The organism is Pseudodesulfovibrio portus (assembly GCF_026000375.1).
GTDB classification, from domain to species: Bacteria; Desulfobacterota; Desulfovibrionia; order Desulfovibrionales; family Desulfovibrionaceae; genus Pseudodesulfovibrio; species Pseudodesulfovibrio portus.
The window spans coordinates 2906033-2930624 of record NZ_AP026708.1 but is presented as its reverse complement, the minus strand read 5'-3'; the positions used below and the strand labels follow the sequence as shown (position 1 = coordinate 2930624).

Here is a 24592-nt window from a genome sequence, read left to right as displayed (position 1 = left end):
GTTCATTAAATAAATCCAGGGGACGGACAATCGTCCGTCCCCTGGGTTAACGTTTCGTTAAGTCGATATCTACTTGACTTCCGCGTACTTGCCGTCTTTCACCTGGTACACGGAGAAGCCGACACCCTCTGCGTCGCCCTTGGCGTCGAACTTGATCTTGCCGACGGCGGTGTCGACGTAGCTGGTGCGCAGGGCGTTCATGACCGCGTCGTAGTCGGTGGAACCGGCAACCTGGACAGCGTTCAGCAGGGCCAGGGCGGCGGAGTATGCCTCGGGGAAGAAGGGACCGGGATCGGCGTTGAACTCGGCCTTATGGGCGGCAACGGCTTCCTGGTAGATGGCGTTGGAGGAGAAGTCCTTGGGGCCGGTGGCGTAGACGCCTTCGGCGTACTTGCCGGCGACCTTGATGAAGGTGTCGTCCTTCACGCCGTCATCGGACAGGAAGGGAATCTCGAGACCCTTCTTGCGCATGCCGGTGACGATCTTGGAGGCTTCCGGATGGTAGCCGCCGAAGATGACGCAATCGGCACCGGAGCCCTTGATCTTCTGGACAACGGCGGAGTAGTCGACCGCGCCGGGGGTCACGCCCTCGAACAGGACGGCCTCGATGTCGGCGTCGGCGTCGATGAACTGCTTGCAGAAAGAGGCGAAGCCCTTGCCGTAGTCACCCTTGTCGTGGATGATGGCGGCCTTCTTCAGGCCCAGGGACTTGGCGAAGTCGACTTCCAGGGCGGCCTGGGCGTCGTCCGGAGCGATGGTCCGGAAAAAGTTCGGGTACTCGCCGGACTGGGTCAGCGGCGGGTTGGTGGCGGAGGGGGACATGACCACGATCTTGCCATCCAGGTAGATGGGCAGCGCGGCCTTGGTGGCGCCGGAGCAGATGTGGCCGAGCACGATCTTGACGCCGTCGGACAGCATCTTGGTGGCGGCGTTGGTGGCCAGTTCGGGCTTGCACTGGTCGTCCTGTGCAACGACTTCAACCATGGCGCCGTTCACGCCGCCGGCGGCGTTGATCTTGGCAGCGGCCAGCTTGGCAGCGTTGACGCTGGGCAGGCCGTAGGAAGCCAGGTCGCCGGAGTGGGCACCGGCAACACCGAGCACCAGTTTGGCGGTTTCAGCCGGAGCGGCCTTTTCCTCAGCTTTCTTCTCAGCTTCGCCGCCGCAGGCAGCCAGCATGGCGACCATGGCGAGGCACAGCGCGATCAGACTCAGTTTGACTCTCATACTTCCTCTCCTCAAAACGTATAAGGTTCACAAGGTACTTGGTGCACGCAACACAACGGCCCTGAAATGGCCGCATCGCCGGTTGATGGCGGAATGTGTCATTGTATTTATTTTGCGAATCTTGTCAATAAATTCAGGTCGTTCTTTGGACCGGTTAACAAATTGGATTTACTGAATATTTATTTATCCAGATCCTCTTTGGCCAGCTTGAGCATCTCCGCATCATCCTTTTCCAGAGCCAGAACCTTCTCGAAGTATGTTCTGGCAACGTCCTGTTTTTTGAAATAATGCTTGTAAATGACGCCCAAATTAAAAAGGGCCAGGGTATCGTCACCGTCGATCTTCAGGATGGCCTCGTAGGATTCGGCGGCCTTTTGGAAATCTTCCTTGTTGAAATAGGCTATGCCGATCCCCTTGAGCACCCCGGTGTTTTCCGGGTCGAGCCGGTTGGCCGTGGCGAGCGGCACCAGGGCGCGGTCCCACGCGCGCATCATGAGAAAGGAGTTGCCCAGGCCGACCAGGGCCTCCACGTCTTCGGGGTCGGCTTCCACGCGGGCCATGAACTCCCGCACCTTGGACATGGCCCCGCCGCCCATGGCCGGTGCGTCGCCGTCCGGGCCGTGGTCCTGCACGCCGTCGCCGTCGTGGTCATGGTCCTCAACCTGGCTGCCGCCGCCCATCTGGGCCTTCACGAACAGGTTCGGGTGGTTCATGCGGTAGATGAAACTGGCGGCGAACATGACGGCCACGGCGACCAGGGTAAACAGGATGACGGCCTTGCGGCCCATGGCTGCGCTACCGGACATCGTCACCTCCGAGCAGTTCGATCTGGCGTTCGCGTTTGCCCAGTTCCGCCGAACGGGACATCAGGAAACCGATGTACCCGCCGAGGCCGAGTACGATCGCCGTGTAGGCCAATATTATGTAAGTGGTTGCCGACATTATTTCATATCCTTTGTATACAGGGTAAAAACCTATTCCTCGTCCCAGATGAGACGCGCTTCCATCTCAGCCTTGCGCCCGAGCTGCCTGATGCGGGCGAGCAGCATGGCTCCCCAGACGAAACCGAAGGCCGCCAGGCCCGCGAACACGGTGTGCCACATGCGGACCTCCATGCCCGAGCCCTTGCGCGCCAGCCCGTCGGGGTGGGCGCTGCCCCACAGCTTGGCCGCGAAAAATACCAGAGGCACGTCCAGGAAGGCGACGATGCCGAGCACGGCGCAGACCAGGGCCTTCCGGTCCCGGCCCATGGGCGTGGAGCGCAGGACCAGGTAGCCCGCGTACACATACCACATGATCAACGCGGTGGTCAGCTTCGGGTCCCAGAGCCACCAGTGGCCCCATTCCGCCCTGGCCCAGATGGAGCCGGTCACCAGGGACATGGTGGCAAAGAGCACGCCCAGTTCGGCGGCCGCACCGGATATGCGGTCGAAGACGTCCTTGCGGCCGAAAAGATAAAGAATGGACGAGACGAAGACCACGAAGAACGAGACCAGCGCCCACCAGGAACACGGCAGATGCATGTAGAATATCTTCTGCACCACCCCGGACTGGGCAATGGGTGCGTAGAGCCAGATCATGGCCTGGTGCGCCGCCAGGGCGAGGACGGCCAGGGCCGCGAGCATTTTCACTTTCATATCTATTCTTCCCCACTGTAGACGAACGGGAACAGGAACAGCCCGGCCCCGGCGAACAGGCAGTCAAAGGCGAAAATCAGTCCGAGCCACTTGTCGTAGCCCATGGTGTGCTCAGGCGAGAAGCACAGGCCGAACAGGGTGATCCCGGCCAGCAGCACGGGCAGCAGCAGCGGAAACACGATCACCGACAGGAGCGACTCGCGGGCCGCCTGCCCCTGGGAAAGCGCGCCGAGCAGCGCGCCGATGACCACCAGCCCGACGTCCGCGCCGAGCAGGGTCACGATGAGCAGCCACCACGGGCCGTGCACGGTCTGGCCGAGGAAGGCTGCCGTGGCCGGTAGAAACACCAGTTGGGACACGAACAGGAGCGTGAACCCGGCCGCGCCCTTGCCGATCCAGACCGCGTGCACGGGCGCGGGCGAGGACAGGATGCCGATGCGCGCGCCGTTCATCTCCTCGATGGAGAACAGGTCGTTGAAGACCAGGACCAGGCCGAAGGCGGACGCCAGCCAGAAGATGGCCCCGGCCGCCTGAGGCGAGATGGTCCCGCCAAGGGGCTTGGACAACGAGAACAGAAAGATGAGCAGGAGGCCGAGAAGCACCGCCTGGACCAGCCCCTGGCCGCCGGAAACCGACAGCTTGAGGTCCTTTCCGGCTATGACGAAGGACCGCTTCAGCATGCTCCCTCCGGCACGAACCCGCTTGCCGGGCCGAAATACGTGAGTTCCCTGTTGCCCAGCGCCAGCACCGTGTCGGCCAGGGCCGCGTCCTCGGCCACGTGATGGCTGATCCAGACCACGGACACGCCCTTGTCGCGCAGCCCCACGATCTCCTGCCGAAGACGGGCCAGGGACTTGGGGTCCAGCCCGGTTCCGGGCTCGTCCAGAAAGATGAGCCTGGGCTCCACCAGATAGATGCGGGCCAGGTTCAGCCGCTGGGCCATGCCGCGCGAGAACGACCCGGCCTTTTCCTCGGCGGCGAGCTGCAGCCCCACCCTCTGGAGCAGGGCCATGAGCTCGGCCCGGGACGGGGAAAGACCGTACATGGAACCCCAGAAGGCGAGGTTCTCCAGGGCCGTCAAGCCGGGATAGATGAAGGTGGCATGGCCGAGATAGGCGACCTCCTCCGGTTCGAGGTGCAGGGCCACCTCTCCGGCGGACTGCCTGGACAGGCCGGCCATGATGCGCATGAGCGTGGACTTGCCCGCGCCGTTGGGACCGGCCACGAGCATGATCTCGCCCGGACCCACCACGCAGGTCACTTCCTTGAACACGAGCTTGTTGCCGAAGAACTTGGCCGCCCGCTTCACGCTCAGCACAGGTGCGCCGGTCAGGGTCATCTACCGCCCCTCCCCCGGACGCGGCATGCGCCGCAGGAGCAGGAAGGCGATCACGCACATCAGGGTGCCGCCGATCCAGACCCAGTTGACCAGCGGGTTGACGCTGACCTTGAAGCTCGCCTTGTCGTCCTCGGTCAGGCCGAGAAGGGTCGAGTACAGCTCATCGCCCAGGCCGGGGATGGTGCCCACCTCGGCGTACTGCTGCCGCTCGTAATTCTTGTAGATGCGCTTCTCGGGCAGCATGATGCCGATGAGCCGCCCGTCGTCGTACACTTCCAGCGTGGCCGTGGCCCGCAGCTTGATGTCGCCCACGTCGCCGTCCTGCACCAGGTCGGTGAAGGTCACGGTGTACCCGTCGATGACGGCGGACTCGCCCTTGGCCAGCACGAACTCCTGCTCCACCTTGTAGGGGCCGGAAAAGGCGATGCCGAGCGCCATGAGCACCAGACCGAGGTGGACGCCGTACACGCCGAAGTTGTGGCGTCCCCGGCGCAGGGCCGGGTTGAAGACGAACAGCAGCACGATGGACACGATGGCTGCCGTGGACGCGGCTGCGGTCAGGGCGGCCACCACGTTGGTCATGCCGGAGAGGTAGAAGGCGACGAAGGAAATGACCAGCACTGCGGAAACGCCGATGAAGCCCCGCTTGTCGCGAATGCCGCCCTTCCAGCCGAGCCAGGGGCAAAAACAGAAGATGAGCACCAGGAAGGACATGAACGGCAGGCAGACGCGGTTGTAGAAATTGGCGTCCAGGCCGAGGGACTTGGTGGTCCAGAGCTGGCTGATGACCGGCCACATGGTGCCCAGGGTGACGACCATGCCCAGGGCCAGCAGGAACCAGGCCGCGATAACCAGCATGCCCTGGCGGCTCAGGAAGTCGGACAGGGTGCGGTGGGTCAGTCGCTCGGACAGGAATACGACCAGCAGGGTCAGGACCATCCAGCTCACCATGGACCAGAACAGGGGCTGGGCAACGCCCGACTCGCCGAAGGTGTGCAGGGAGTCGATGACGCCGGACCGGGTCAGGTAGGTGGAAAAGATGCACAGCAGGAAGGTCAGGGACATGAGAAAGACGTTGGTCCGCTGCAGGGCGTTGCGCCTCTTCTCGATGACGGCCGTGTGCAGCACGGCAGTGCCCGCGAACCAGGGGATCAGGGAGGCGTTCTCCACCGGGTCCCATGCCCAGTAGCCGCCCCAGCCCAGTTCCATGTAGGACCACCAGCCGCCCAGGACGATGCCCGCAGTCAGGAATATCCAGGACAGGATGTTCCAGTTGCGCGCCACCGTGACCCAGGACTTGGTCTCTCCGGCTATGGACGAGGCCAGGGCCGCGCAGGCCGGGATGGTGTAGAGGGCGAAACCGAGGAAAAGCAGCGGCGGATGGAAGATCATGCCGGGGTTGCGCAGGAGCGGGTTGAGGCCGCGCCCGTCATGGGGAGCCGGGATGATCTCGATGAACGGGTTGGACCAGCTTGTGAGCAGGAACAGGAAGAACCCCTGGACGGCCAGAAAGAACATCCAGAAGAAGAGCTTGGTATTCGAGGCCAGTGATTTGTAGCCGGGGGTGGCCACGAAAACCATGCCGGACACGGCGATGATCACCTCCCAGAACAGGAGCGATCCCTCGCGGCCGCCCCACAGGGCGGTCAGGGTGTAGACGAACGACAATGCGTTGTCCACGTTGTCGTAGACGTATTTGAAGGAGTAGTCGCGGGAGGTCAGGCCGATCAGGAGAATGACCGTGGAGAAAAGCACGCCCCCGGCGGCGATGAGCTGGCCCTTTTCCACGAACGGCAGGGCGGACTCCCGCCTGTTCCAGGCGGCGACCCCGGCGAATCCTGCCAGCGAGAGAAAGGCGAGAAGGGAAAACAGTAAACCGACGTATCCGGTCAGATGCATTCATTGCTCCTTAAAAGAAATATCAACCGGCCGTTGCGGGCCGCTCTTCGTCGAAAAGATTCTGTGGGCGATAGCGATGATGAACCGGACGGGCAAGCATGTGAAAAAGATTTCACTTGTCCCTATCCCTTGCCCTCTTCCATCTGCTTGCTCTGCTCTTCATACTTGGACGGGCACTTGGTCACCAGGGTACGGGCCACGAATTCCCCGCCGCCGGACGAGAACGCGCCTTCCACGATGACTTCCACACCGGGCTCGAAGGTGTCGGGCAATGCTCCCCTGTAGGACACCCGCAGGGACTTGCCGGGCTCAAGCTTGTCGATGAGGTCGAAGTCCGCACCGAGCTTGCCGTCCACCACGGCGAGGTTCTGCGGCGACACCTTGCCGAACAGGCGGGCGCTGCCGATCTCGGCCCGATCCTCGGCCAGGGCCTCGGATACGTTGAGAAAATACACGGAGTCCTGGGTCAGGCCCGAAAAAATGAGATAGCCGAGGCCGCCCAGAAACAGGACGAGGGCCACGGCATATACGATCTTGTTTGAATTCTTCGCCATTATGGTTCCTTGCGCCCGAGGCGCCGTTACTGCTCTTCCGCCTTGCCCGCCTTCTTGCGGCGGCCGGTCAACGCGTCCCGTTGTGCCCGGGCGAGCTGTCGCATATCCACGACTTTATCGGTCTCGTCAACTATTTCACTGCCCAGAATCTCTTCCAGCACGTCCTCCAGGGTGACCACTCCGGCCACCCCGCCGTATTCATCCAGCACGACGCACTGATGCAGACGGCTGCCCAGAAAATCCACCAGGAGCTTGTCCAGGGTGACGGTTTCCAGAACGAACCTGACCGGACGCATGATATCCGACAGCTTGAGATCGTCGCGGTCGTCGGCCAGCGCCTCGAGCACCTCCCGCCGGTAGACCACGCCCACCACATCCTCCGGATCGTCGTCCCATACCGGGATGCGGCTGTGCGGCCAATCCGTGTTCATCTCCCTGGCCTCGGCCACGGTCATGTCCGCAGGCAGGGTGAAGACCACTGTGCGAGGGGTCATGATCCGCTCAACCGTCTTGGAATCCAGGGCCAGGATGTTGCGGATGGACTTTTCCTCGTAGGGCTTGATCACGCCGGACCGCCTGGTCAGGCTGACGATGGCCCTGATGTCGTCTTCCGTGTGGTCCGGCTTCGCGTTCTTCGGGCTCACGGTCCTGGACAGGATACCCATGATGGTGATGACCGGCTTGAATATCCACACCAATCCCCCCAACGGTCTGGCCAACGGCGGCGCAATGGAGTCGGAGTAGACCACGCCGATGGTCTTGGGGAGGATCTCGGTGAAGATGAGAATAATTACTGTAAAGCCCACTGTAAAGAGCCAAAGCGTTTCTTTGCCGTATAAATTGGCCCAGGCCCATCCGGCAACGGCCGCCCCGGCGGTGTGGGCGCAGGTATTGAGCGTCAGGATGGCGGTGATGGGCTCCTCGATGTTGGAGCGCAGCTGATGCAGGAGCCCGGCGGACTTGCGGTCGCTGTCCTTGAGCTTCTGGATGTCCGCCCAGCTCATGGAATAGAGGGCCGCTTCGGCCACGGAACAGAACATGGAGACAAAGACGGCCACGCCGACGGCAAGGAGGAGTTCAAGCATAGGTTTGTTTCACTTCCTGGAAAAACGATCCGTTGTAAGGAGATTGAAGTACCGAACATAACAGAGGAGAAGAAGCGGCGCAACACGCAACACACTTGACTTCCAAGGCGATTGGGGCGACTTGAACAGGCATGAGCGGTTCCACCTCCAAGACCCCGGACGTCGTCTTCCGGCTGGGCCATATGGGCGACGTGGCGTTGACCACCGGCGTCCTTGCCCGCCGGCACGAAACCAGCGGCGATGCCTTTGTCTTCATCACCCGGGAATCCAACGCGCCCCTGCTCGAGAACCATCCCGCAGTCACCGGGGTCGTCGGCCTCTCACCGGAGGAACTGCGGTCCTGGTTCGCCACTGCGGGCGGCCTGACCGAACGGTTCAGGGGCCACACCCTCATCGACCTGCACGGGATACTGCGTTCCCGCATCCTGGCCCTGCGCTGGAAAGGCGAAGTGAAGCGCTACCCGAAGTTCGGCCTGACCCGCCGCCTCTACGACCGCACCCGGCTCGACGCCTTCCGCAGAAAACTCGAAGCCACGACCGTTCCCCAGCGGTATGCCATGGCCCTGGAATCCGAACCGCCGCCCGCCCAGGCCGTGGTGCCGCGCATCTTCCTCACCGACGCGGAACAGGCCGATGCGGCCGCCCGCCTGTCGCCGATCCACGACCACGGCCCGCTGGTTGCCCTGCATCCCTACGCCACTCACCCGGCAAAGGAATGGCCCCGGGAGCACTGGACATCCCTCATCTATCGACTGGAAAAGGAGGGTGTAGGCTGGTTCGTGGTGGGCCGGGACGACACACGGCTCATGGAGGGCGACGAGCGCGACCTGACAAACACCACGGACCTGCGCCGGACATGCGGCCTGCTTGCGCGGGCCGACCTGCTGGTGACCGGCGATTCCGGCCCCATGCACCTGGCCTGCGGCGTGTCCACGCCCGTCATCGCCCTGTTCGGCCCCACTGCCAAGGCCTGGGGGTTCTATCCCGCCGGTAGCCGCGACACGGTGCTGGAGCACGCGCTCGACTGCCGCCCCTGTTCCCTGCACGGGTCCAGGCCGTGCCGCAGGGGATTCGACTGCATGGCGTCCATCACGCCCGATGAGGTCATGGAAACGATCCGGCGCAAACTGGCCGGCTAGACTGATCCTCGCCCTTCCCTTTCAACCCGCTTTCGCTTGCCCCAATAGATTTCGATCTCGTCTGCGTGTTCCTCGAGGAACGCCTTGACGCCGTCGGGTACCAGCAGGGAGAGGTCGCGCCGATTCCGCCAGCGGCGGCGTATGTGGCCGCCCTTGATGTCCAGCCTGGGGATGTCGATGAGCCGGACCGCGCCCCCGGCCGGGAAGCGCCACAGGCCGATCTCCTCGCGCACGGCCTCGGGCCATTGGTCCTCGATGAACCCGGCCACGTCCCCGGCGGCCTCCCACCGGTTGACCACGATGAAGGAGGCGAGCCCCGGCAGATCCGGGCCGCGCTTCCACTGGGGGAGGTCCAGGAAGGTGGACGCCCCCATGATGAAATGGAATTCGTCCTTGGGCCGCTCGGTGCGGAAGCAGGTCAGGGTATCGCAGGTGAAGGACGGGCCGGGCCGGTCGCCCTCGATGGGTTCGGCCCCCAGACCGGACACGCCCGCAATGGCCCGCTCCACCAGCTCGAGGCGGAGGGAAAACGGCAGAATGTCCGAGTTGCGCTTATGGGGCGGTTCCTTGGCGGGCATGAGGTCCACGCGATCCAGCCCCACCTGCTCCAGGACCTCCACGGCCATGCGCACGTGACCGGTGTGGACCGGGTTGAAACTGCCTCCGAGAATGCCGATCTTCACGAACGATCTCCTTGGTTTCCGTCAGGATAAACGGGTTGCCCGCCCGGCGCAAGGGCTATGGGTCAACGGACCTGACCAGCTCCTCGTCCACGGTGAAGTCCACCCGCCGGTTCACGGGCATGAGCAGCTCGACCCGATCCTCGCCCAGGAGCATCCCCCTGAACGTCACCCGGACCCCGAAGATGCCTGCGGGCACGTCGTTGAAGGCGAACTCGCCCCTGTCCGTGGTGAAGGCCGTCAGCTCGTAGCCGGATATCTCGCGCTGGATTTCGACCCTGGCCCCGGCAACGGGACAGCCTGCGGAATTGAGCACCACGCCGTGGACGCGCCCGCCGCCCGCAAACACGGGCACGGACAGGCAGACGACAAGGAGTATGAGGACGGTTTTCTTCAGCATGGTTTACTCTCCCGGCTTCTTCTACCCCAATTCGGGCCCGCTCGCAAAAGGGCCGCCCGAAAAAGGCGGCCCGTGCATTCCTTATCTGTCGGAAGCTACTCCCGTATCTGCCCGTCTCCGAGGAGGACGAACTTGGCGGAGGTCAACTCCTTGATGCCCATGGGACCGTAGGCGTGGAGCTTGGAGGTGGAAATGCCGATCTCCGCGCCCAGGCCGAGCTGGCCGCCGTCGTTGAACCTCGTGGTGGCGTTGGCCACCACCAGGGAGGCGTCCACCTCGCGGATGAAGCGCATGCAGTTGGCGTAGTCCTCGCTCAGGATGGACTCGGTGTGGTTGGAACCGTATTCGGCGATGTAGTCCATGGCCTCGTCCATGTCGGCCACGACCTTGACGGCCATGACCAGGTCCAGGAACTCGTACCCCCAGTCCTCGTCCGCAGCGGGCTCGGCATACTCGCCGAGAAGGGGCAGGGACGCGGCGCAGGCCTTGAACCTGACGCCCTTGGGGCCGATGGCCGCAGCCACTTTGGGCAGCAGGGCCCCGGCCACGTCCTCATGGACGAGCAGGCACTCCATGGCGTTGCAGCCGCTGGGATACTGCATCTTGGCGTTCTCGATGATGTCCACCGCCCTGGCCACGTCGCAGGAGGCGTCGGCAAAAATCTGGCACACGCCCTTGTAGTGCTTGAGCACGGGCATGGTGGCCTGGCCGGTCACGGCCCGGATCAGCCCCTCGCCGCCGCGCGGGATGACCACGTCGATGTACTCTTCCAGCTTGAGCATCTCGGCCACGGCCTCGCGGTCCGTGGTGGGCGGCACCTGGACGGCGTCCTCGGGCAACCCTGCCCGCCTGAGCGCCTTGTGCATGAGGTCGGCCAGGCATCTGTTGGAGTGGAAGGCCTCGGAGCCGCCGCGCAGGATGACCGCGTTGCCCGCCTTGAGACAGAGGATGCCCGCGTCCACCGTGGCGTTGGGACGGGACTCGTAGATCATGGCCACCACGCCGAGCGGCACGCGCATGCGGCCGACCAGCATGCCGTTGGGCCGCTTGGTCATGGACTCGATCTCGCCCACGGGGTCGGCCATGGCCGCCACCTCTCGGCACCCCTGAATCATGGATTTGAGGACCTTCCCGCTTATGGTCAGCCGCTGCACGCGCGCCTTGTCCAGGCCGCGCCCGGCAGCCGCGTCGAGATCCAGCCTGTTGGCCCTGGCGATGGCCTCGGACTCGGATTCCAGCATGTCCGCCAGGATGAGCAGCGCGTCCTGCTTGGCCCTTCCCGATGCGCTGGACAACCTGCGGGCGGCCGCTTTGGCCCGTTTGCCCATCTCCACCATCTGTTCACGAATATCCATATCCACTCCTTGACTGCGGCGCTTTTGCGCCGAAGAAAATTTTGCATACCGTCGGGAACATTCTGCTAACCTCCCGCAGGGCGTTAAGTCAAACCCGCGACCAACCAGGGGCTACACTTTAGACGACGTCATATCATTCATTTTACATTTTTTGTCATTCGCCGCAAAAAACCACTGACGAATCCACGTATATTGTCCGATTTTCGCCTTCTCCGACAAAATAGGCTTTGACCTTTTTTACAATTTTGCTTATCAAGCCCTCTGCGTTGCCGGGCCTTGGTTCCCGGCCCTCTCACCACGAAATTCACTGTCATGGAGGCATGAAAAACCGATGGCTGAATCCAAAACCCCGCAGCAGGACGTGTTGACCGACATAGAGGCTCACACGCCCGCAACCCTGCACCCCATTCTCGAAGCCGCCTTTACCTATCGCAAGCAGCTCATCATCACCGTCAGCGTCATCGTGGCCGTGGCCGCAGTGTACGCGGGCGCGTCCGCCTATACCAAGCGGGCCATAACGTCCTCCCAGGCCGACCTGGGCGCCATCCTGGCCCAGGCCAGGGGCGCGGACAAGGTCGCTCAACTCGAACAGCTGGTCAACGACGCCCACGGCGCCGTCAAGCCCGCCGTGATCCTGGCCCTGGCCGAAGCCAGCATGGACGACGGCGAATTCGCCAAGGCCGCCGAGTACTGGGGCCAGGTTGCCGACAAAGCCGACGGCGACACACGGCTCGCCGCCCGGCTGGGCCAGGCCAAGGCGATGCTCCTCGCGGGCAAGGCCGCCGAATCCCTGGCAGCCCTGAAGGGACTGGCCGCCGAGGCCTCCGAGGGCTACGAAATCCCGCTCACCCGCCAGATCGCCGTGGCCGCCGAGGCCGCCGGAGAAAAGGGCGAGGCGCTGGCCGCATACAAGAAACTGGCCGAAAAGAACGTCAGCGACAAGCCGTTCGTGGACTACAAGATTTCGCAGCTGGAAGCTGAGTAAACCACCTATCCTTATCATAGATGGAGAGAGAACATGGCGAATCCCCTGTTGAATGAAAAGGGTGGCGACACCCACCTGCTCCTGGGCAACGAGGCCATCGTGCGCGGCGCCCTGGAGGGCGGGCTGCAGGTGGCCACCTGCTACCCCGGAACCCCTTCCTCGGAAGTGCCGGACACCCTGTACAAGCTGTCCCCCGGGGGCAAATATTACTTTGAATATTCCGTGAACGAGAAGGTGGCCCTTGAAGTGGCCGCCGGTGCGACCCTGGCCGGAGCCGCGACCCTGTGTACCATGAAGCACGTGGGCGTCAACGTGGCTGCGGACCCGCTGTTCACCCTGTGCTACGTGGGCGCTCCCGGCGGCCTGGTGCTGCTGTCCGCCGACGACCCGGGCTGCCATTCCAGCCAGAACGAGCAGGACAACCGCATCTACGCCCGGTCTGCGGGCATGCCGGTGTTCGAGCCGTCCACGGCCCAGGAGGCCAAGGACATGGCCCGCGACGGCCTCAAGCTGTCCCGCAAGCACGGCCAGCCCCTGCTGCTTCGCACCACCACCCGCGTCAACCACCTGCGCGGCCCGGTGGAGTTCGGCCCGGCCCCCGATCCCGGCAAGGTTGAAGGCTTCAAGCGCAACCCGTCCAAGTACGTCCCCATCCCGGCATTCGCCCGGCCCATGCACCTCGCCCTGATGGAGCGCATGGAAGCCCTGCGCGAAGAGGCCGAGAACTCCGAATACAACACCGTCACCGGCAGCGGAAAGCTGGGCATCGCCTGCTCCGGCATATCCCGCGCCTACGTGGCCGACGCCCTGGACAACGCCGGGCTGGCCGACAAGGTGACCCTGTTCGAACTCGGCTTCTCCTACCCCCTGCCCGAAAAGAAATGTCTCGACTTCATCAAGTCCGTGGACAAGGTGCTGGTGGTGGAGGAACTGGAGCCGGTGCTGGAGAACGATCTCCGCGTCCTGGCCCAGAAGAACAAGCTCGACATCGAAATCCTCGGCAAGGACGTGCTCCCGCGCCACGGCGAATTCACCGTGACCCTGGTGGAAAACGCCATCCGGGAACAACTCGGCGAGGCCCCGGTCGCGGCCTGCGACTGCCCGCTGCCCGAGCTGCCCATGCGTCCGCCGAACCTGTGCGCGGGCTGCCCCCATCGCGGCACCTATTTCGCGGCCCGGAAGGTCTTCGGCGACGACGCCGTCTACTCCTCCGACATCGGCTGCTACACGCTGGGCATCCTGCCCCCGCTCCAGACTGCGGACTTCCTCATCTGCATGGGGTCCTCCATCTCGGCGGGCGGCGGCGTGGCCCAGGCGTCCGGCCAGACGGTCGTCGCCTTCATCGGCGACTCCACCTACTTCCACTCCGGCCTGACCGGCGTGGCCAACGCGGTCTTCAACTCCCACGACGTGCTGCTGGTCATCCTGGACAACCGGACCACGGCCATGACCGGTCATCAGCCGAACCCCGGCGTCGACAAGACCGTCATCGGCGAAAACGACCACCCCCTGGACATCGAGGCCTCGGTTCGCGGCCTGGGCGTCACCGAGGTGCGCACGGTCAACCCGTTCAACCAGAAGAAGACCCTGGCCGCCTTCGAGGAACTCAAGGCGCTCAAGGGCGTGCGCGTGCTCATCGCCAAGGAGCCCTGCCCGCTCTACTCCCGCCGGGTCTACAAGAAGGTCGCCCCGCAGGTGGCCTATGTTGCCGACTCCTGCGCCGGCCGGTTCGACTGCCTGGACAAGCTGGCCTGCCCGGCCATGTTCAAGGAAGGCGGCAAGGCCGCGGTCAATCCGATCCTGTGCAACGGCTGCATGCTCTGCCTGCAGGTCTGCGGACACATCAAAGCCAAGAAGAGGGGGAGCTAACCCATGAGTGACGTCAAGAAAGTCCGCATATTCATGACCGGCGTGGGCGGCCAGGGAACCCTGACCGCCACCACCCTGCTGGCCCAGACCGTGCTCGCCCAGGGGCTGCCCGTGACCTCCGGCGAGATTCACGGCATGGCCCAGCGCGGCGGCGTGGTCGAATCCACGGTGCTCATCGGCTGCAAGTCCCCCAAGATCGGGCTGGGCGAGGCCGACATCCTGATCGGGTTCGAGCCCATGGAAACCATGCGCGCCCTGCCCTACCTGAAGCAGGGCGGCCTGGTGGTCTCCTCCATCGAATTCATGCCGCCCCTGGCCGTGGCCATGGGCAAGCAGGAATGCCCGGCCATCGACGATATCAAGAAGGCGGTCTCCGCCTGCACGGACAAGGCCTACTACATGGCCAACCAGACCATCGGCCTGGAAGCGGGCGCGGTGCAGTCCGGCAACGTGGCCATGCTCGGCGCGGTCTGCGCCGCAGGCGACCTGCCCTTCGGCCCCGAGGCCCTGGAAGCCGCCATCAAGGCCAATCTCCCCGAAAAGATCCAGGCCGTTAACCTCAAAGCATTGGAGCTGGGCGTCGCCGCACTGAACGCCTAGAACACGATCAAATGGCAACAACTACCCAGGACACCTCCGATCTCAGCTACCTAACCACGCTGAAGACCATCCAGGAGACCCTGAAACGGGACACCCCGCTTGAGGAATCCCTCAATCTGCTCCTGAAGACCCTGGCCCGCGACATGGAATACGTCCGGGCGTTCATGGTCATCATGGACCCCAAGACCGAAAACCTGAAGCTGTCCCTGACCTACTCCCCGGCCCAGGCCGAGGACGTGACCTACTCTCCGGGCCGGGGCATCATCGGGCGGGTGTTCGACTCCGGCCAGTCCATCACCGTGCCGCGCATGTCCGACGACCCCGAGTTCCTGAACAAGGCGTTCGGCCGGAGCGCGGATGAGCTGAAGAAACTCGGCTTCATCTGCGTGCCGGTCAAGAACCTGCGCTCGGACGACACCGAGGTCATCGGCGCGCTGTCCGTTGACGTGCCGCTCATCCCGGCGGACGACATGGACGCCCACCGCCAGTTCCTGGAGGTGGTGGCGGGCATCATCGCCGGCCACGTGGCCCAGCTCCAGGAGGAGATGGCCACCCAGAACCACCTGCTCACCCAGGGGCTCATGGCAGGCGGCGCGGAGGCTCCCACGCCCAAGGACTTCGTGGCCGCGAGCAAGGCCATGCGCCTTGTCCTCAGGCAGGCCAACCAGGTCGCGCCCAGCCGGGCCACTGCGCTGTTGCGCGGCGAATCCGGCACCGGCAAGGAGCTGCTGGCCGAGGCCATCCACTCCTCCAGCCCGCGCGCGGACAAACCGCTGATCAAGCTCAACTGCGCGGCCCTGCCCTCGGAACTCATCGAGTCCGAGTTGTTCGGCCACCAGAAGGGCGCGTTCACCGGCGCATTCCAGACCAAACGCGGCCTGTTCGAAGTGGCCGACCAGGGCACCCTGTTCCTGGACGAAATCGGCGAGCTCTCCATGGACGCCCAGGCCAAGGTGCTGCGGGCCATCCAGGAAAAGGAAATCCAGCGCGTCGGCTCCGAACAGACGATCACCGTGGACGTGCGCCTTATCTGCGCCACCCACCAGCCCCTTGAGGAACTGCTGGAAAAGGGCCGTTTCCGCGAGGACCTGTACTATCGCATCAACGTCTTCCCGATCTTCATCCCGCCCCTCAAGGAGCGGCGCGAGGACATCCTGCCCCTGGCAGAGCACTTCCTGGCGGATTTCACAGACGAGTACGGCAAGGAGGTCAAGCGCATCTCCACGCCCGCCATCGAGCTGCTGACCATGTACCACTGGCCCGGCAACGTGCGCGAACTCAAGAACTGCATGGAGCGCGCGGTCCTGCTCTGCGAGGAGCAGGTCATCCGCACCTACCACCTGCCGCCCACCCTGCAGTCCGCCGAGAGCTCGGCAACCGGCACCTCCCTGTCCTTCGGCGAGGCCGTGGCCAAGTTCGAGCAGGAGCTGCTGGTGGACTCCCTCAAGAAGTCCGGCGGCAACATGCTGCAATCCGCCCGGGACCTCCGCGTCTCCTACCGGATCGTCAACTACAAGGTGAAGAAATACAACATTGACGTGAAGAAGTTCTCGCAGTCCAGAGCGAGATCAAAAAAGAAACTCGTTGAATAAAAAAAGGCGGCCTGAACAGGCCGCCTTTTTTGTTGGATTCGTATCGGGGATTATTTGAAGGAACGGGCAAACAGCTCTTCCAGGGCTTTTTTGCCGTTGTCTTCAAGGAAGCGGGTGCCGGTGCCGGTGAAATGATTGTCGGTGATGACCGGGGCTTCAACGGAAACCCACTCGCCCTGCTCCCACTTGAACCAGCCGTTCTTGACCTGGCCGAAGACGTAGAGCTCCTTGTTGCAGATCTTGGCGAACTCGGCACCCCAACCAGTGCCGCCCTTGACGGTGCCGTCGTCCAGGATGGTGCCGACCACGAAGACCTGGTGGCTGGATTCCACCTGCCACATGATCGTCTGCAGGACCTTGCGCATCTTTTCGGCGTTGGTGAACTTGCGGTTGAGCAGCTTGGACACGTAGGTCAGGCTGACGTCCTTCTGCTTCAGTTCCTCGTCGGTCAGGACGCGGACACCGCGCGTGCGCTCGATCTTGTGGCCTTCAAAGGTGTAGTTCACTTCATTGATGCCGTGGTATTCGGCCAGCTTGCCGAACTGGTTCTCGGCGCCCTGGGCACCGCCGCTGAACAGGGTGTAGCTCTGGTTGGACATGGTCTCTCCTTGTATGAATATGGTCTTTATCTGCTTGGAGTTCCGGCATGGTAGCAGGTTTTTTTTCTGGCCGCACTGCCGGAAGGGAGGCTTGTGCATGATTATTTATCAAAAATCCACCCTTTTTTTGTAAATATAATACCAAACGGCCGGTTGACCCTCCATTGACATCCGGGTTGATGATGTCTATTTTCAGTCATGATAATAATGATACCTATTTTCATATACAGAGGTGATCGCCATGACCCGCAAGTATGCCCTGCCCCTGGCGCTGGCAACGCTGACAGCCCTGCTGGCGTTGACTTTCGTCCTATTCTCCGCACCCGAGGGGGATGCCATGACCGACGATAAAAATGTTGAAATCGCCACTATCGCAGGAGGCTGCTTCTGGTGCGTGGAATCCGACATGGAGAAGCTGCCCGGCGTGATCAAGGCCGTGTCCGGCTACGCGGGCGGCGAGGAAGCCGACCCTACCTACCAGCAGGTTTCCAGCGGCACAACGGGCCACAGGGAGGCCGTTCAGGTCTTCTTCGACCCCACGGTGGTGAGCTATGCCCGGGTGCTGGATCACTACTGGAAGCACTTCGACCCCACCGACGAGGGCGGGTCCTTCGGCGACCGGGGCTTCCAGTACACCTCCGCCATATTCTACCACTCCGAGGCCCAGCGCGAAGTCGCCGAGGCCTCGAAGAGGGCACTGGGCGAATCGGGCCGGTTCTCCGTCCCCGTCGTCACGCCCGTCATCCCCTTTACGACCTTTTACAATGCCGAGGGGTATCACCAGGATTACTACAAGCACAATCCCGTGCGCTACAAGACCTACCGCTTCTTCTCGGGCCGCGACCGGTTCGTGGACGAGCATTGGGGCGACGAGGCCAAGGCACCCGCTGCGGCGACGCCCGGCCCGGCCTCGGACGGATCAACCTTCGTGAAGCCCGACGACGCGACGCTCAAGTCCAGGCTCACGCCGCTCCAGTACAAGGTCACCCAGCATGAAGGCACCGAGCCGCCGTTCGACAACGAGTACTGGGACAACAAGCGGCCCGGCATCTACGTGGACATCGTCAGCGGCGAGCCGCTGTTCTCCAGCACGGACAAGTACAAGTCCGGCACGGGCTGGCCGAGCTTCACCCGCCCGATGGTCCCGGAAAACATCGTGGAAAAGGAAGACCGGAGCCTCTTCACCACCCGCACGGAAATCCGCAGCAGGAACGCGGACTCCCACCTGGGGCACGTCTTCAACGACGGGCCGGAACCCACGGGGCTGCGGTACTGCATGAACTCAGCCGCACTGCGCTTCGTGCCCAGGGAAGACATGGCGGCAGAGGGATATGGCGATTTCCTGCACTTCTTCGAATAGCCGCTTGCAGGCGACTGACCCATTGGAGGGGGGCCTTTCCACGTGTGAAAGGCTCCCCTTCTTCGCTTCTCATGCGGCACTATGACCGCGAATGCCAAATCCTGGGGAGCTTTACAATAAATGACTGCAGGTGGTATCATTGCTAGAGGGACAATACGCCATGAAAAATATCCGGACGCGCATACTGCGATTCACGGTCGCCCTGCTCACGGCGATCGCGCTCTCCGGCCCGCCGGTCATGGCGGACCGCGGTGTTTCGCTGGTATGCGACATCTGGCCTCCCTATCAGTTCAAAACCGAAGACGGCGTCACCGGCATGGCGGTGGAAATTGTCGAAGCCGTGTACCGGCGCATGGACATCGTTCACGTCGAGCTCCGGGCCTTCCCCTGGAAGCGGGCCCTGGACGCCATCCGGTACGCCGAGGCGGACGCGCTTATTTCCGCCAACCACACGCCGGCGCGTGAAATATACCTGCGCTACCCGGAGGAGCCGATCTTCGAGTCCTCCTGGGTGATCTGGACCAAGGCGGGCAGTTCCATCCTGACCCTGGACGACCTCAAGGGCAAGACCGTCGGGGTTGTGCTCGGCTACAGCTACACGCCCGAATTCTGGAACTTCATCACGGCCAATTGTACGGTGGAGAAAGTCTACAACGACGACATCAACTTCAGGAAGCTCAGCGAGGGCCGCCTGGACGCCACCGTAGCCGAGTTCGGCAACGGCCTGACCCTGGTCCGGGACCTTGGCGACACGGCCATCCGCCCGGTCAACGGCATCGAGATCAAGCGGGACGGGCTGTATATCGTGTTCAACCGCCAGGTGACGGGGGAAGCGTTCGTGCAGCGGTTCTCCGACGAGCTCAAGGCGTTCAAGCAGACCGATGAACACCAGGCTATCCGGGAGAAGTATCTGGGCAAAGGGAACTGAGGGTGATGGCGGCTGCGCCGCCGGGATTGATGGAATAAAGCGGGGAGCCTTCCTGATGGGAGGCTCCCCGCTTTTTGAATACAATTGGAGAAGAGGGAAAAGCCGTCGCTGACGCTCCTCCAAGTCTTTTTGTTGCCCTCCCGGCGGGGTTCTTTTTTGGCTGAGCCGCCCCAAAAAAGAACCAAAAAAATGCGGCTTTCCAGCGCGGCCGCCCCGCGCTCCCGGGGCAAGAATCTGATCGAATCCCCTGCGCTCCAGAAACAGTTGGTCGCTCCGCTCCCGCCGGGTTTCGGGCGGAGACGCTCCGGTGATTCGTCAGCTTCTAAGCCGCGTGTAGTTAGGGCTAACAATACGTCCTCTTATCAGATATTAAAGAATACTAAATACAGTAATAACGGCTACCCAAGGTTGCTCATAAAATGCAATTTTATACCCCCATAGCGGGATTAAAAGCGAGACAAGAAATCTATACGTTACTACGTACAATACAAAAAAACCAATCAATAAACATAGTCTATATTTTATATGACTAATAATCACACTCGAAATTTGCTCATCTGATGGCAACGAACCTCGAAGGAATAAAATATACTGTATCGCTGTAAGCCACCAAGGCTTTATCCTAAAAAGCTCATTAGCTATGAAATACCTGTGATATTTTAGCAACCGACAAAATGTACCTGAATTCCTTGCTACTTGTCGCAATGTATCGGCCAAAAAGATTAAGTACACCGCCGAAAACACTATCGCTAATATTCGAACTGGATAATCTTCAAATTTGTACAATAAAACCAATGACCCTATAGCGACTACCGCAAAAATGAATTTAATAAGCATCCGCTTAAATACAGCTTTAATGAGTGCGTCACTATACGCCTTCACTCCCTCGAAAATTAATGGGGTTATATGCGTAGAGCATATCTCATCTAAGCCACTAAGAAGCCGCCCAATATAATCAAACATACGCCCTCCATCCTTGGACGTATATAGATATGCAAATATAAAGGCGTTGTCCACGAAAAGAGGCCGCCCTTTCGGGCGGCCTTCTTCTTTCCGTATCTCAAGTAAAAATCTACGCCTTAAACACCCTCGGCACGCCGCCGGTGTCTTCGACCCTGAATCCTGCCTCGGCTATCTTGTCCCTTAACTCGTCGGACATGGCGAAGTCTTTGGCCTCGCGGGCCTTTTGGCGGTCGGCGACCATGCCCTGGACTTGGTCGGGGAGGTCGGAGAGGGGGACCGGCATCTGGGCGGGGTCGAGGATGCCCAGGATGGCGTCCATGGCCGTGAGTTCGTCCAGGCAGGCCTTGGCCGTCGGGCCGGTCAGGGTGTTGGCCTTGGCCCAGCCGTTGACCTGTTTCACGAACTTGAACAGGGTCGGCCAGAAGTGGTGCAGGGACAGGGTGTCGTCCATGGCGGCCTTGAAACCGGCCTTGAGGTCGAAGACAGCCTGTTCCGCGTCCGGGGGAACGGTGTCGCCGCGTCCGTCCAGGGCCAGGGTCAGGGTGACCGCGCATTCCTGGATTTTGCGCCAGTTGCGACCCCACATGTTCAGGGTGTCGCTCGAGGCGCACAGGGGCTTGCGGGTGGCCACCGAAAGAAGCCAGAGCCGGGCCGCGCGGAAGCCGCCGAGTTTTTCGGCCACGGCGGAAAGTTTCTCGCCCTCGCTGTCCGTTGCCTGCTGGCAGACCATCCAGGCCTGGAGTTCGCGGCCCGCCGTACTCCAGATGGCGCGCAGGTTTTCCAGGTGCGGGAAGCGGTGCTTGTCCGAGCCGATCATCACGTCGATGCGCGGCAGCTCGTCCAGGGCCATGGCCGCGTGCTGCAAAAACCAGCTCGGGCGCACGTTGCCCCACTCGGTTTCCAGGACCTCGCCGCGCTTCAGGTCGAGCAGCGTGGCCCGTTTCAGGAGCGTGAAATCGAGCGGGTTGTCCTTGACGTAGGCGTTCAGATCCACCGTGCGGCCGCCGGACACCTTGTCCATGTCCACCGTGCCGATCTCGCCGTACCGCTTGTCGCGGAACACGTCGAAATACACGCTGCGGAGCTTCTCGTAGGCCAGCCCCTTGCCCATGAGCCGGGTGCACAGGGCCACACAGGTCTCGTTGCTGGCGGAAGACAGGGGGAAATTCAGGGACTCGTCCACGCCCATGGACCGGGCGCGTTCCTCGATGACTTCGCGACCCTCGGCGGCCAGGCCGTCGCGGGACACGTCGCCCTCGCGGGCCGCGGTCAGGGTGCGGTCGTCCATGTCGGTCAACCCCACCGCCGCGTCCACGGCCGTGCCGCGCGCGATCATGTGGCGGGTGAACACGTCCAGCAGCACCACGCGCCGCCAGGCGTCCAGCCCGTCCGGGTTGTCCAGGCTCGGGCCCATGGTGTACACGCCCAGGCCGGAGCCGGTGTTCAGCGCCTTCTCGGTTCCCGAGGCCATGTCGAAAATCGTCACCCCGCCGCCGGACTGCTGCCGGTAGAGGTGGGTGGAGAGATACCGCTCGCCGGAATCGGGGAAGATGCAGACCACCACGCCCTTGTCCAGCCGTTCGGCCAGTTGCAGGGCCCCGCCCAGGGCCGCGCCGGAGCTCATGCCCGCGAAGATGCCCTCCTCGCGCGCCAGCCTGCGGCAGTTGTCGAATGCGGTCTCGTCGTCCACATGCAGGATTTCGTCGAGCGCGGTCTTGTCGTAGATGCCCGGCGGATAGGATTCGAGCATGTTCTTGAGACCCTGAATCTTGTGGCCCGCGTAGGGCTCCACGGCAGCCACGTACACGTCGCCCTCTTCATGCAGCCGCTTGGCGATGCCCATGGCCGTGCCCGAGGTACCCAGGGTCATGACGCAGTGGGTGACCGTGCCGTTCGTCTGTTCCCAGATTTCCCGGCCCGTGCCGTTGTAGTGGGCGTCGACGGAGGCCGGGTTGTTGTACTGGTCCATGAGCACGTACTTGTCCGGCTCCTCGCGGGCGTAGCGGTAGGCCTGCTCGATGGCCCCGTCAGTGGCCAGGTGCCCGGGCGTCAGCTCCAGCTCCGCCCCGTAGGCGGCCATGATCATCTTGCGCTCCTCGGAGGCCGTCTCCGGCATGAGCAGCTTGATCCTGTAGCCCTTGATGGCGGCCACCATGGCCAGCCCCACGCCGGTGTTGCCGGAGGTGGCCTCGATGATGATCTTGTCCTTGGTCAGTTCGCCGGACTTCTCGGCAGCCGCGATCATGGCGGCGGCCACCCGGTCCTTGATGGAGCCGCCGGGATTCCGGCACTCGATCTTGGCCAAAACCTTGACGTTCGGATTGGGGTTGAGGTGGCGAATCTCCACCAACGGCGTGTTGCCTATGAGCGCGAGCAGATCCTTGTTCATCCTACGGCCTTGAAATCATGCGGGTTGGTATTGCGGTTGTTGGACGCACCGTAAGGGAATATCGAAACGGGCGCAACTGGCATCAAACGTGCAAATCACGCCCAGGACCGTCCATTTTTTGAGCACCGAGAGGATGAACATGAGCGCATACCCCTACCTGAAAGACAACATCGAGTATCTTGAACGCACGGGAAACCCCATTTTCCAATGGCTTTCCGCCCAGGACTTCCAGATCGACAAGCTGAAGAACAACATCTTCATCAACGACTTCGGCCTGCACGACTGGCGCATGGAATCCGGCAAGGGATTGCTCGAATCACTGCCGCCCGAGGGGCTCTACGCAAACTGGCTGCACAAGGACAAGGCCGACACCTCGGCCACCTTCGTGGTCGGCTCGAACCTCGGCTACGGGGTCAACCACCTGCTCAAGAACACGCCCGACACGCACAAGGTCATGCTGCTCGAGCCGCGCACCGAGATGCTGCTCGCCTGCCTGGGCCAGACCGACTACCGGCCCTTCTTCGAGGCCAGGAAATTTCACATCCTGGTGCCGGACGAACGGTTCGTGGCCGAAGTCGTCAAGAACCTCGACCTGCAGTTCATCTACGGCCAGATCCACCTCAAGGGCGACCTGCCCAGCCGCCAGCTCGGCCCGGAATACGCCCAGTGGACCACCCTGATCAAGAACCGGCTGGAAAACTTTTCCCTGGAGCTGTCCACCCTGCGCTTCCGCCAGGACGTCATGGTCGGCAACGAGATCGACAACTTCAAGCGGGCCATGCTCGACGGCAGCCTGAAATCCATCGAAGGCAAGGCAAACGGCGTGGGCGCGGTCATCCTCGGCGCGGGCCCCAGCCTGGAAGACATGGCCCCCCGGCTGGCCGAACGGCCCGGACACGTGCTCTACACCTGCGCGCTGCAGACCCTGCCCGTGCTGCAGAAGCTCGGCATCAAGCCCCACCTGTGCGCGGCCATCGACTACGACTCCTCCATGCTCAGGATTTTCGACCGGCTGGACCCGGACTTCGCATCCGACATCCCGCTCATATACTCCACCAAGGTGGACCCCATGCTGCTCAAGCGCTACCCCGGCCCCACCCTGCCCATGTGGACCGTGGGCGGCATGGGCACATACGTGCTCAAGCAGCGCGACCTGGTGCTGGACGCGGGCGGCAACGTCTCCGTGACCCTGTCGCGGCTGCTGCGGACCTGCGGCGTGAGCCACATCCTGATGGTCGGCCAGGACTACGCCTGGATCAACGGGAAGTCCCACTCGGCGGGCCACCACAACACCAACACCAAGATAAAGCGGGCCTCCTACCACCAGGACACCAAGAACATGGATGGCGAGACCATCCTGACCACTGTCCAGTACATGACCGCCAAGCGCGAATTGGAATACGACCTCAAGCAGGCGGATTTCCCCATCTACAACGTCTACGGCGGCGGCGTGCCCATCGATGGCACCGAAGCCATCGACCTGGACGCGGCATACTCGCGCGGCATCCTGGCCTCGGCCCCCGGCAGCGTGGACCGGTTCATGGGCGACCTCATGGCCTGCCGAAACGCGGTCCCGCCCATCCGCCTGGAACCCCGCTCCCCCATGTGGACCACTTCCATGCGCAACGCGGAAAAGCACCTGACCAAGCTGTTCAAGAACATCACGGCCAACCAGAAGGAAATCCACACCTCGCTGGAACGGATCGAGATGTTCGTCAAGCAGGACCCCCTGTACATGCCCTACCTGTTCAACGAGACCCTGGACCTGGCCGGGCTGACCCGGGCCAAGGCCCGGCACGAACGGTCCGACCTCCAGGAATTCAAGTCCATCGCCAAACGCATCCTCAAGAAAGTCCGGGAAATGGACCGCAAGGTCTGCTTCACCGCCGAGGAAACCGCCGCCGCATAGGCGGGGCCTCCGGCGGCCGGGGGAAGGGGAGAGAGGGCACCCTTTGGGAAAGGGCTTCCCTCTCTCCCCTTCCCCCGGCCCCCCAT

Annotated in this window: 22 protein-coding genes; 8 read left to right on the top strand and 14 right to left on the bottom strand. The window is 62.6% G+C overall.

What is annotated here, in order from left to right; translation table 11 throughout:
- Nucleotides 1-69 precede the first annotated feature (69 nt).
- The 9 genes from OO730_RS13980 to OO730_RS13940 all read right to left on the bottom strand — a co-directional run bounded on the left by OO730_RS13980 (nucleotide 70) and on the right by OO730_RS13940 (nucleotide 7738).
- Entirely contained in the window at nucleotides 70-1224 is a 1155-nt protein-coding gene (locus tag OO730_RS13980) for a branched-chain amino acid ABC transporter substrate-binding protein (protein WP_264982092.1), read from the bottom strand.
- A gap of 179 nt (nucleotides 1225-1403) precedes the next feature.
- Nucleotides 1404-2030 (bottom strand): tetratricopeptide repeat protein, encoded by a 627-nt coding sequence (locus tag OO730_RS13975; RefSeq protein ID WP_264982091.1) that lies wholly within the window; start codon nucleotides 2028-2030, stop codon nucleotides 1404-1406.
- Nucleotides 2020-2166, bottom strand: coding sequence for a CcmD family protein (locus tag OO730_RS13970; RefSeq protein WP_264982090.1), 147 nt, complete (start codon nucleotides 2164-2166; stop codon nucleotides 2020-2022). Before OO730_RS13970 ends, OO730_RS13975 begins: the two co-directional genes overlap by 11 nt.
- A 32-nt stretch (nucleotides 2167-2198) precedes the next feature.
- Nucleotides 2199-2861: a cytochrome c biogenesis protein gene (locus OO730_RS13965; protein WP_264982089.1), complete on the bottom strand. Its 663-nt coding sequence runs from the start codon at nucleotides 2859-2861 to the stop codon at nucleotides 2199-2201.
- Between the two features lie 2 nt (nucleotides 2862-2863).
- Nucleotides 2864-3541, bottom strand: a complete 678-nt coding sequence (locus tag OO730_RS13960; RefSeq protein WP_264982088.1) for a heme exporter protein CcmB — start codon at nucleotides 3539-3541, stop codon at nucleotides 2864-2866.
- Complete coding sequence (locus OO730_RS13955) at nucleotides 3535-4200, bottom strand: ABC transporter ATP-binding protein (RefSeq protein WP_264982087.1); 666 nt, start codon at nucleotides 4198-4200, stop codon at nucleotides 3535-3537. Before OO730_RS13955 ends, OO730_RS13960 begins: the two co-directional genes overlap by 7 nt.
- Nucleotides 4201-6099, bottom strand: a complete 1899-nt coding sequence (locus tag OO730_RS13950; protein ID WP_264982086.1) for a heme lyase CcmF/NrfE family subunit — start codon at nucleotides 6097-6099, stop codon at nucleotides 4201-4203.
- Between the two features lie 122 nt (nucleotides 6100-6221).
- Entirely contained in the window at nucleotides 6222-6653 is a 432-nt protein-coding gene (locus tag OO730_RS13945) for a cytochrome c maturation protein CcmE (RefSeq protein ID WP_264982085.1), read from the bottom strand.
- A gap of 26 nt (nucleotides 6654-6679) precedes the next feature.
- Nucleotides 6680-7738, bottom strand: a complete 1059-nt coding sequence (locus OO730_RS13940; RefSeq protein WP_264982084.1) for a hemolysin family protein — start codon at nucleotides 7736-7738, stop codon at nucleotides 6680-6682.
- A 131-nt stretch (nucleotides 7739-7869) separates the two neighbouring features.
- Between OO730_RS13940 and OO730_RS13935 the strand changes: the two genes are divergently transcribed.
- Complete coding sequence (locus OO730_RS13935) at nucleotides 7870-8877, top strand: glycosyltransferase family 9 protein (protein ID WP_264982083.1); 1008 nt, start codon at nucleotides 7870-7872, stop codon at nucleotides 8875-8877.
- Here OO730_RS13935 and nadD read toward each other — a convergent pair.
- The 3 genes from nadD to OO730_RS13920 all read right to left on the bottom strand — a co-directional run bounded on the left by nadD (nucleotide 8874) and on the right by OO730_RS13920 (nucleotide 11420).
- A complete protein-coding gene (gene nadD / locus OO730_RS13930) occupies nucleotides 8874-9560 on the bottom strand; it encodes a nicotinate (nicotinamide) nucleotide adenylyltransferase (protein ID WP_264982082.1) in 687 nt (228 codons plus the stop codon). The two genes, OO730_RS13935 and nadD, sit on opposite strands and share 4 nt — an antisense overlap.
- A gap of 55 nt (nucleotides 9561-9615) precedes the next feature.
- Nucleotides 9616-9957, bottom strand: coding sequence for a carboxypeptidase-like regulatory domain-containing protein (locus OO730_RS13925; RefSeq protein ID WP_264982081.1), 342 nt, complete (start codon nucleotides 9955-9957; stop codon nucleotides 9616-9618).
- A gap of 95 nt (nucleotides 9958-10052) precedes the next feature.
- Nucleotides 10053-11420 carry a glutamate-5-semialdehyde dehydrogenase gene (locus OO730_RS13920; RefSeq protein WP_264984169.1) on the bottom strand — a complete coding sequence of 456 codons (1368 nt, stop codon included), beginning with the start codon at nucleotides 11418-11420 and terminating at the stop codon, nucleotides 10053-10055.
- 223 nt (nucleotides 11421-11643) lie between these two features.
- Between OO730_RS13920 and OO730_RS13915 the strand changes: the two genes are divergently transcribed.
- The 4 genes from OO730_RS13915 to OO730_RS13900 are packed head-to-tail and all read left to right on the top strand — an operon-like array spanning nucleotide 11644 to nucleotide 16358.
- Complete coding sequence (locus OO730_RS13915; protein WP_264982080.1) at nucleotides 11644-12297, top strand: YfgM family protein; 654 nt, start codon at nucleotides 11644-11646, stop codon at nucleotides 12295-12297.
- Between the two features lie 33 nt (nucleotides 12298-12330).
- Nucleotides 12331-14166 carry an indolepyruvate ferredoxin oxidoreductase subunit alpha gene (gene iorA / locus OO730_RS13910; RefSeq protein WP_264982079.1) on the top strand — a complete coding sequence of 612 codons (1836 nt, stop codon included), beginning with the start codon at nucleotides 12331-12333 and terminating at the stop codon, nucleotides 14164-14166.
- A 3-nt stretch (nucleotides 14167-14169) separates the two neighbouring features.
- A complete protein-coding gene (locus OO730_RS13905; RefSeq protein ID WP_264982078.1) occupies nucleotides 14170-14766 on the top strand; it encodes an indolepyruvate oxidoreductase subunit beta in 597 nt (198 codons plus the stop codon).
- 11 nt (nucleotides 14767-14777) lie between these two features.
- Nucleotides 14778-16358 (top strand): sigma-54-dependent Fis family transcriptional regulator, encoded by a 1581-nt coding sequence (locus tag OO730_RS13900; protein ID WP_264982076.1) that lies wholly within the window; start codon nucleotides 14778-14780, stop codon nucleotides 16356-16358.
- A 50-nt stretch (nucleotides 16359-16408) separates the two neighbouring features.
- Here OO730_RS13900 and OO730_RS13895 read toward each other — a convergent pair whose 3' ends face one another.
- Nucleotides 16409-16957: a hypothetical protein gene (locus OO730_RS13895; RefSeq protein WP_264982075.1), complete on the bottom strand. Its 549-nt coding sequence runs from the start codon at nucleotides 16955-16957 to the stop codon at nucleotides 16409-16411.
- A 241-nt stretch (nucleotides 16958-17198) separates the two neighbouring features.
- Between OO730_RS13895 and msrB the strand changes: the two genes are divergently transcribed.
- Entirely contained in the window at nucleotides 17199-18317 is a 1119-nt protein-coding gene (gene msrB / locus OO730_RS13890) for a peptide-methionine (R)-S-oxide reductase MsrB (protein WP_407681897.1), read from the top strand.
- Between the two features lie 160 nt (nucleotides 18318-18477).
- On the top strand, nucleotides 18478-19245 hold the full coding sequence (locus OO730_RS13885) for a substrate-binding periplasmic protein (protein WP_264982074.1): 768 nt from the start codon (nucleotides 18478-18480) through the stop codon (nucleotides 19243-19245).
- A gap of 1072 nt (nucleotides 19246-20317) precedes the next feature.
- On the opposite strand, the gene OO730_RS13880 is transcribed toward OO730_RS13885, so the two are convergent.
- Nucleotides 20318-22597, bottom strand: a complete 2280-nt coding sequence (locus tag OO730_RS13880; RefSeq protein WP_264982073.1) for a cysteine synthase — start codon at nucleotides 22595-22597, stop codon at nucleotides 20318-20320.
- A gap of 139 nt (nucleotides 22598-22736) precedes the next feature.
- On the opposite strand from OO730_RS13880, the gene OO730_RS13875 reads away from it, so the two are divergent.
- Nucleotides 22737-24506 carry a motility associated factor glycosyltransferase family protein gene (locus OO730_RS13875; protein WP_264982072.1) on the top strand — a complete coding sequence of 590 codons (1770 nt, stop codon included), beginning with the start codon at nucleotides 22737-22739 and terminating at the stop codon, nucleotides 24504-24506.
- Nucleotides 24507-24592 lie beyond the last annotated feature (86 nt).

What these genes read in the sequence shown, in the direction of transcription:
- OO730_RS13980 (WP_264982092.1), bottom strand. Translation starts at nt 1,224, where the DNA reads ATGAGAGTCAAACTGAGTCTGATCGCGCTGTGCCTCGCCATGGTCGCC.
- OO730_RS13975 (WP_264982091.1), bottom strand. Translation starts at nt 2,030, where the DNA reads ATGTCCGGTAGCGCAGCCATGGGCCGCAAGGCCGTCATCCTGTTTACC.
- OO730_RS13970 (WP_264982090.1), bottom strand. Translation starts at nt 2,166, where the DNA reads ATGTCGGCAACCACTTACATAATATTGGCCTACACGGCGATCGTACTC.
- OO730_RS13965 (WP_264982089.1), bottom strand. Translation starts at nt 2,861, where the DNA reads ATGAAAGTGAAAATGCTCGCGGCCCTGGCCGTCCTCGCCCTGGCGGCG.
- OO730_RS13960 (WP_264982088.1), bottom strand. Translation starts at nt 3,541, where the DNA reads ATGCTGAAGCGGTCCTTCGTCATAGCCGGAAAGGACCTCAAGCTGTCG.
- OO730_RS13955 (WP_264982087.1), bottom strand. Translation starts at nt 4,200, where the DNA reads ATGACCCTGACCGGCGCACCTGTGCTGAGCGTGAAGCGGGCGGCCAAG.
- OO730_RS13950 (WP_264982086.1), bottom strand. Translation starts at nt 6,099, where the DNA reads ATGCATCTGACCGGATACGTCGGTTTACTGTTTTCCCTTCTCGCCTTT.
- OO730_RS13945 (WP_264982085.1), bottom strand. Translation starts at nt 6,653, where the DNA reads ATGGCGAAGAATTCAAACAAGATCGTATATGCCGTGGCCCTCGTCCTG.
- OO730_RS13940 (WP_264982084.1), bottom strand. Translation starts at nt 7,738, where the DNA reads ATGCTTGAACTCCTCCTTGCCGTCGGCGTGGCCGTCTTTGTCTCCATG.
- OO730_RS13935 (WP_264982083.1), top strand. Translation starts at nt 7,870, where the DNA reads ATGAGCGGTTCCACCTCCAAGACCCCGGACGTCGTCTTCCGGCTGGGC.
- OO730_RS13925 (WP_264982081.1), bottom strand. Translation starts at nt 9,957, where the DNA reads ATGCTGAAGAAAACCGTCCTCATACTCCTTGTCGTCTGCCTGTCCGTG.
- OO730_RS13915 (WP_264982080.1), top strand. Translation starts at nt 11,644, where the DNA reads ATGGCTGAATCCAAAACCCCGCAGCAGGACGTGTTGACCGACATAGAG.
- iorA (WP_264982079.1), top strand. Translation starts at nt 12,331, where the DNA reads ATGGCGAATCCCCTGTTGAATGAAAAGGGTGGCGACACCCACCTGCTC.
- OO730_RS13905 (WP_264982078.1), top strand. Translation starts at nt 14,170, where the DNA reads ATGAGTGACGTCAAGAAAGTCCGCATATTCATGACCGGCGTGGGCGGC.
- OO730_RS13900 (WP_264982076.1), top strand. Translation starts at nt 14,778, where the DNA reads ATGGCAACAACTACCCAGGACACCTCCGATCTCAGCTACCTAACCACG.
- OO730_RS13895 (WP_264982075.1), bottom strand. Translation starts at nt 16,957, where the DNA reads ATGTCCAACCAGAGCTACACCCTGTTCAGCGGCGGTGCCCAGGGCGCC.
- msrB (WP_407681897.1), top strand. Translation starts at nt 17,199, where the DNA reads ATGACCCGCAAGTATGCCCTGCCCCTGGCGCTGGCAACGCTGACAGCC.
- OO730_RS13885 (WP_264982074.1), top strand. Translation starts at nt 18,478, where the DNA reads ATGAAAAATATCCGGACGCGCATACTGCGATTCACGGTCGCCCTGCTC.
- OO730_RS13880 (WP_264982073.1), bottom strand. Translation starts at nt 22,597, where the DNA reads ATGAACAAGGATCTGCTCGCGCTCATAGGCAACACGCCGTTGGTGGAG.
- OO730_RS13875 (WP_264982072.1), top strand. Translation starts at nt 22,737, where the DNA reads ATGAGCGCATACCCCTACCTGAAAGACAACATCGAGTATCTTGAACGC.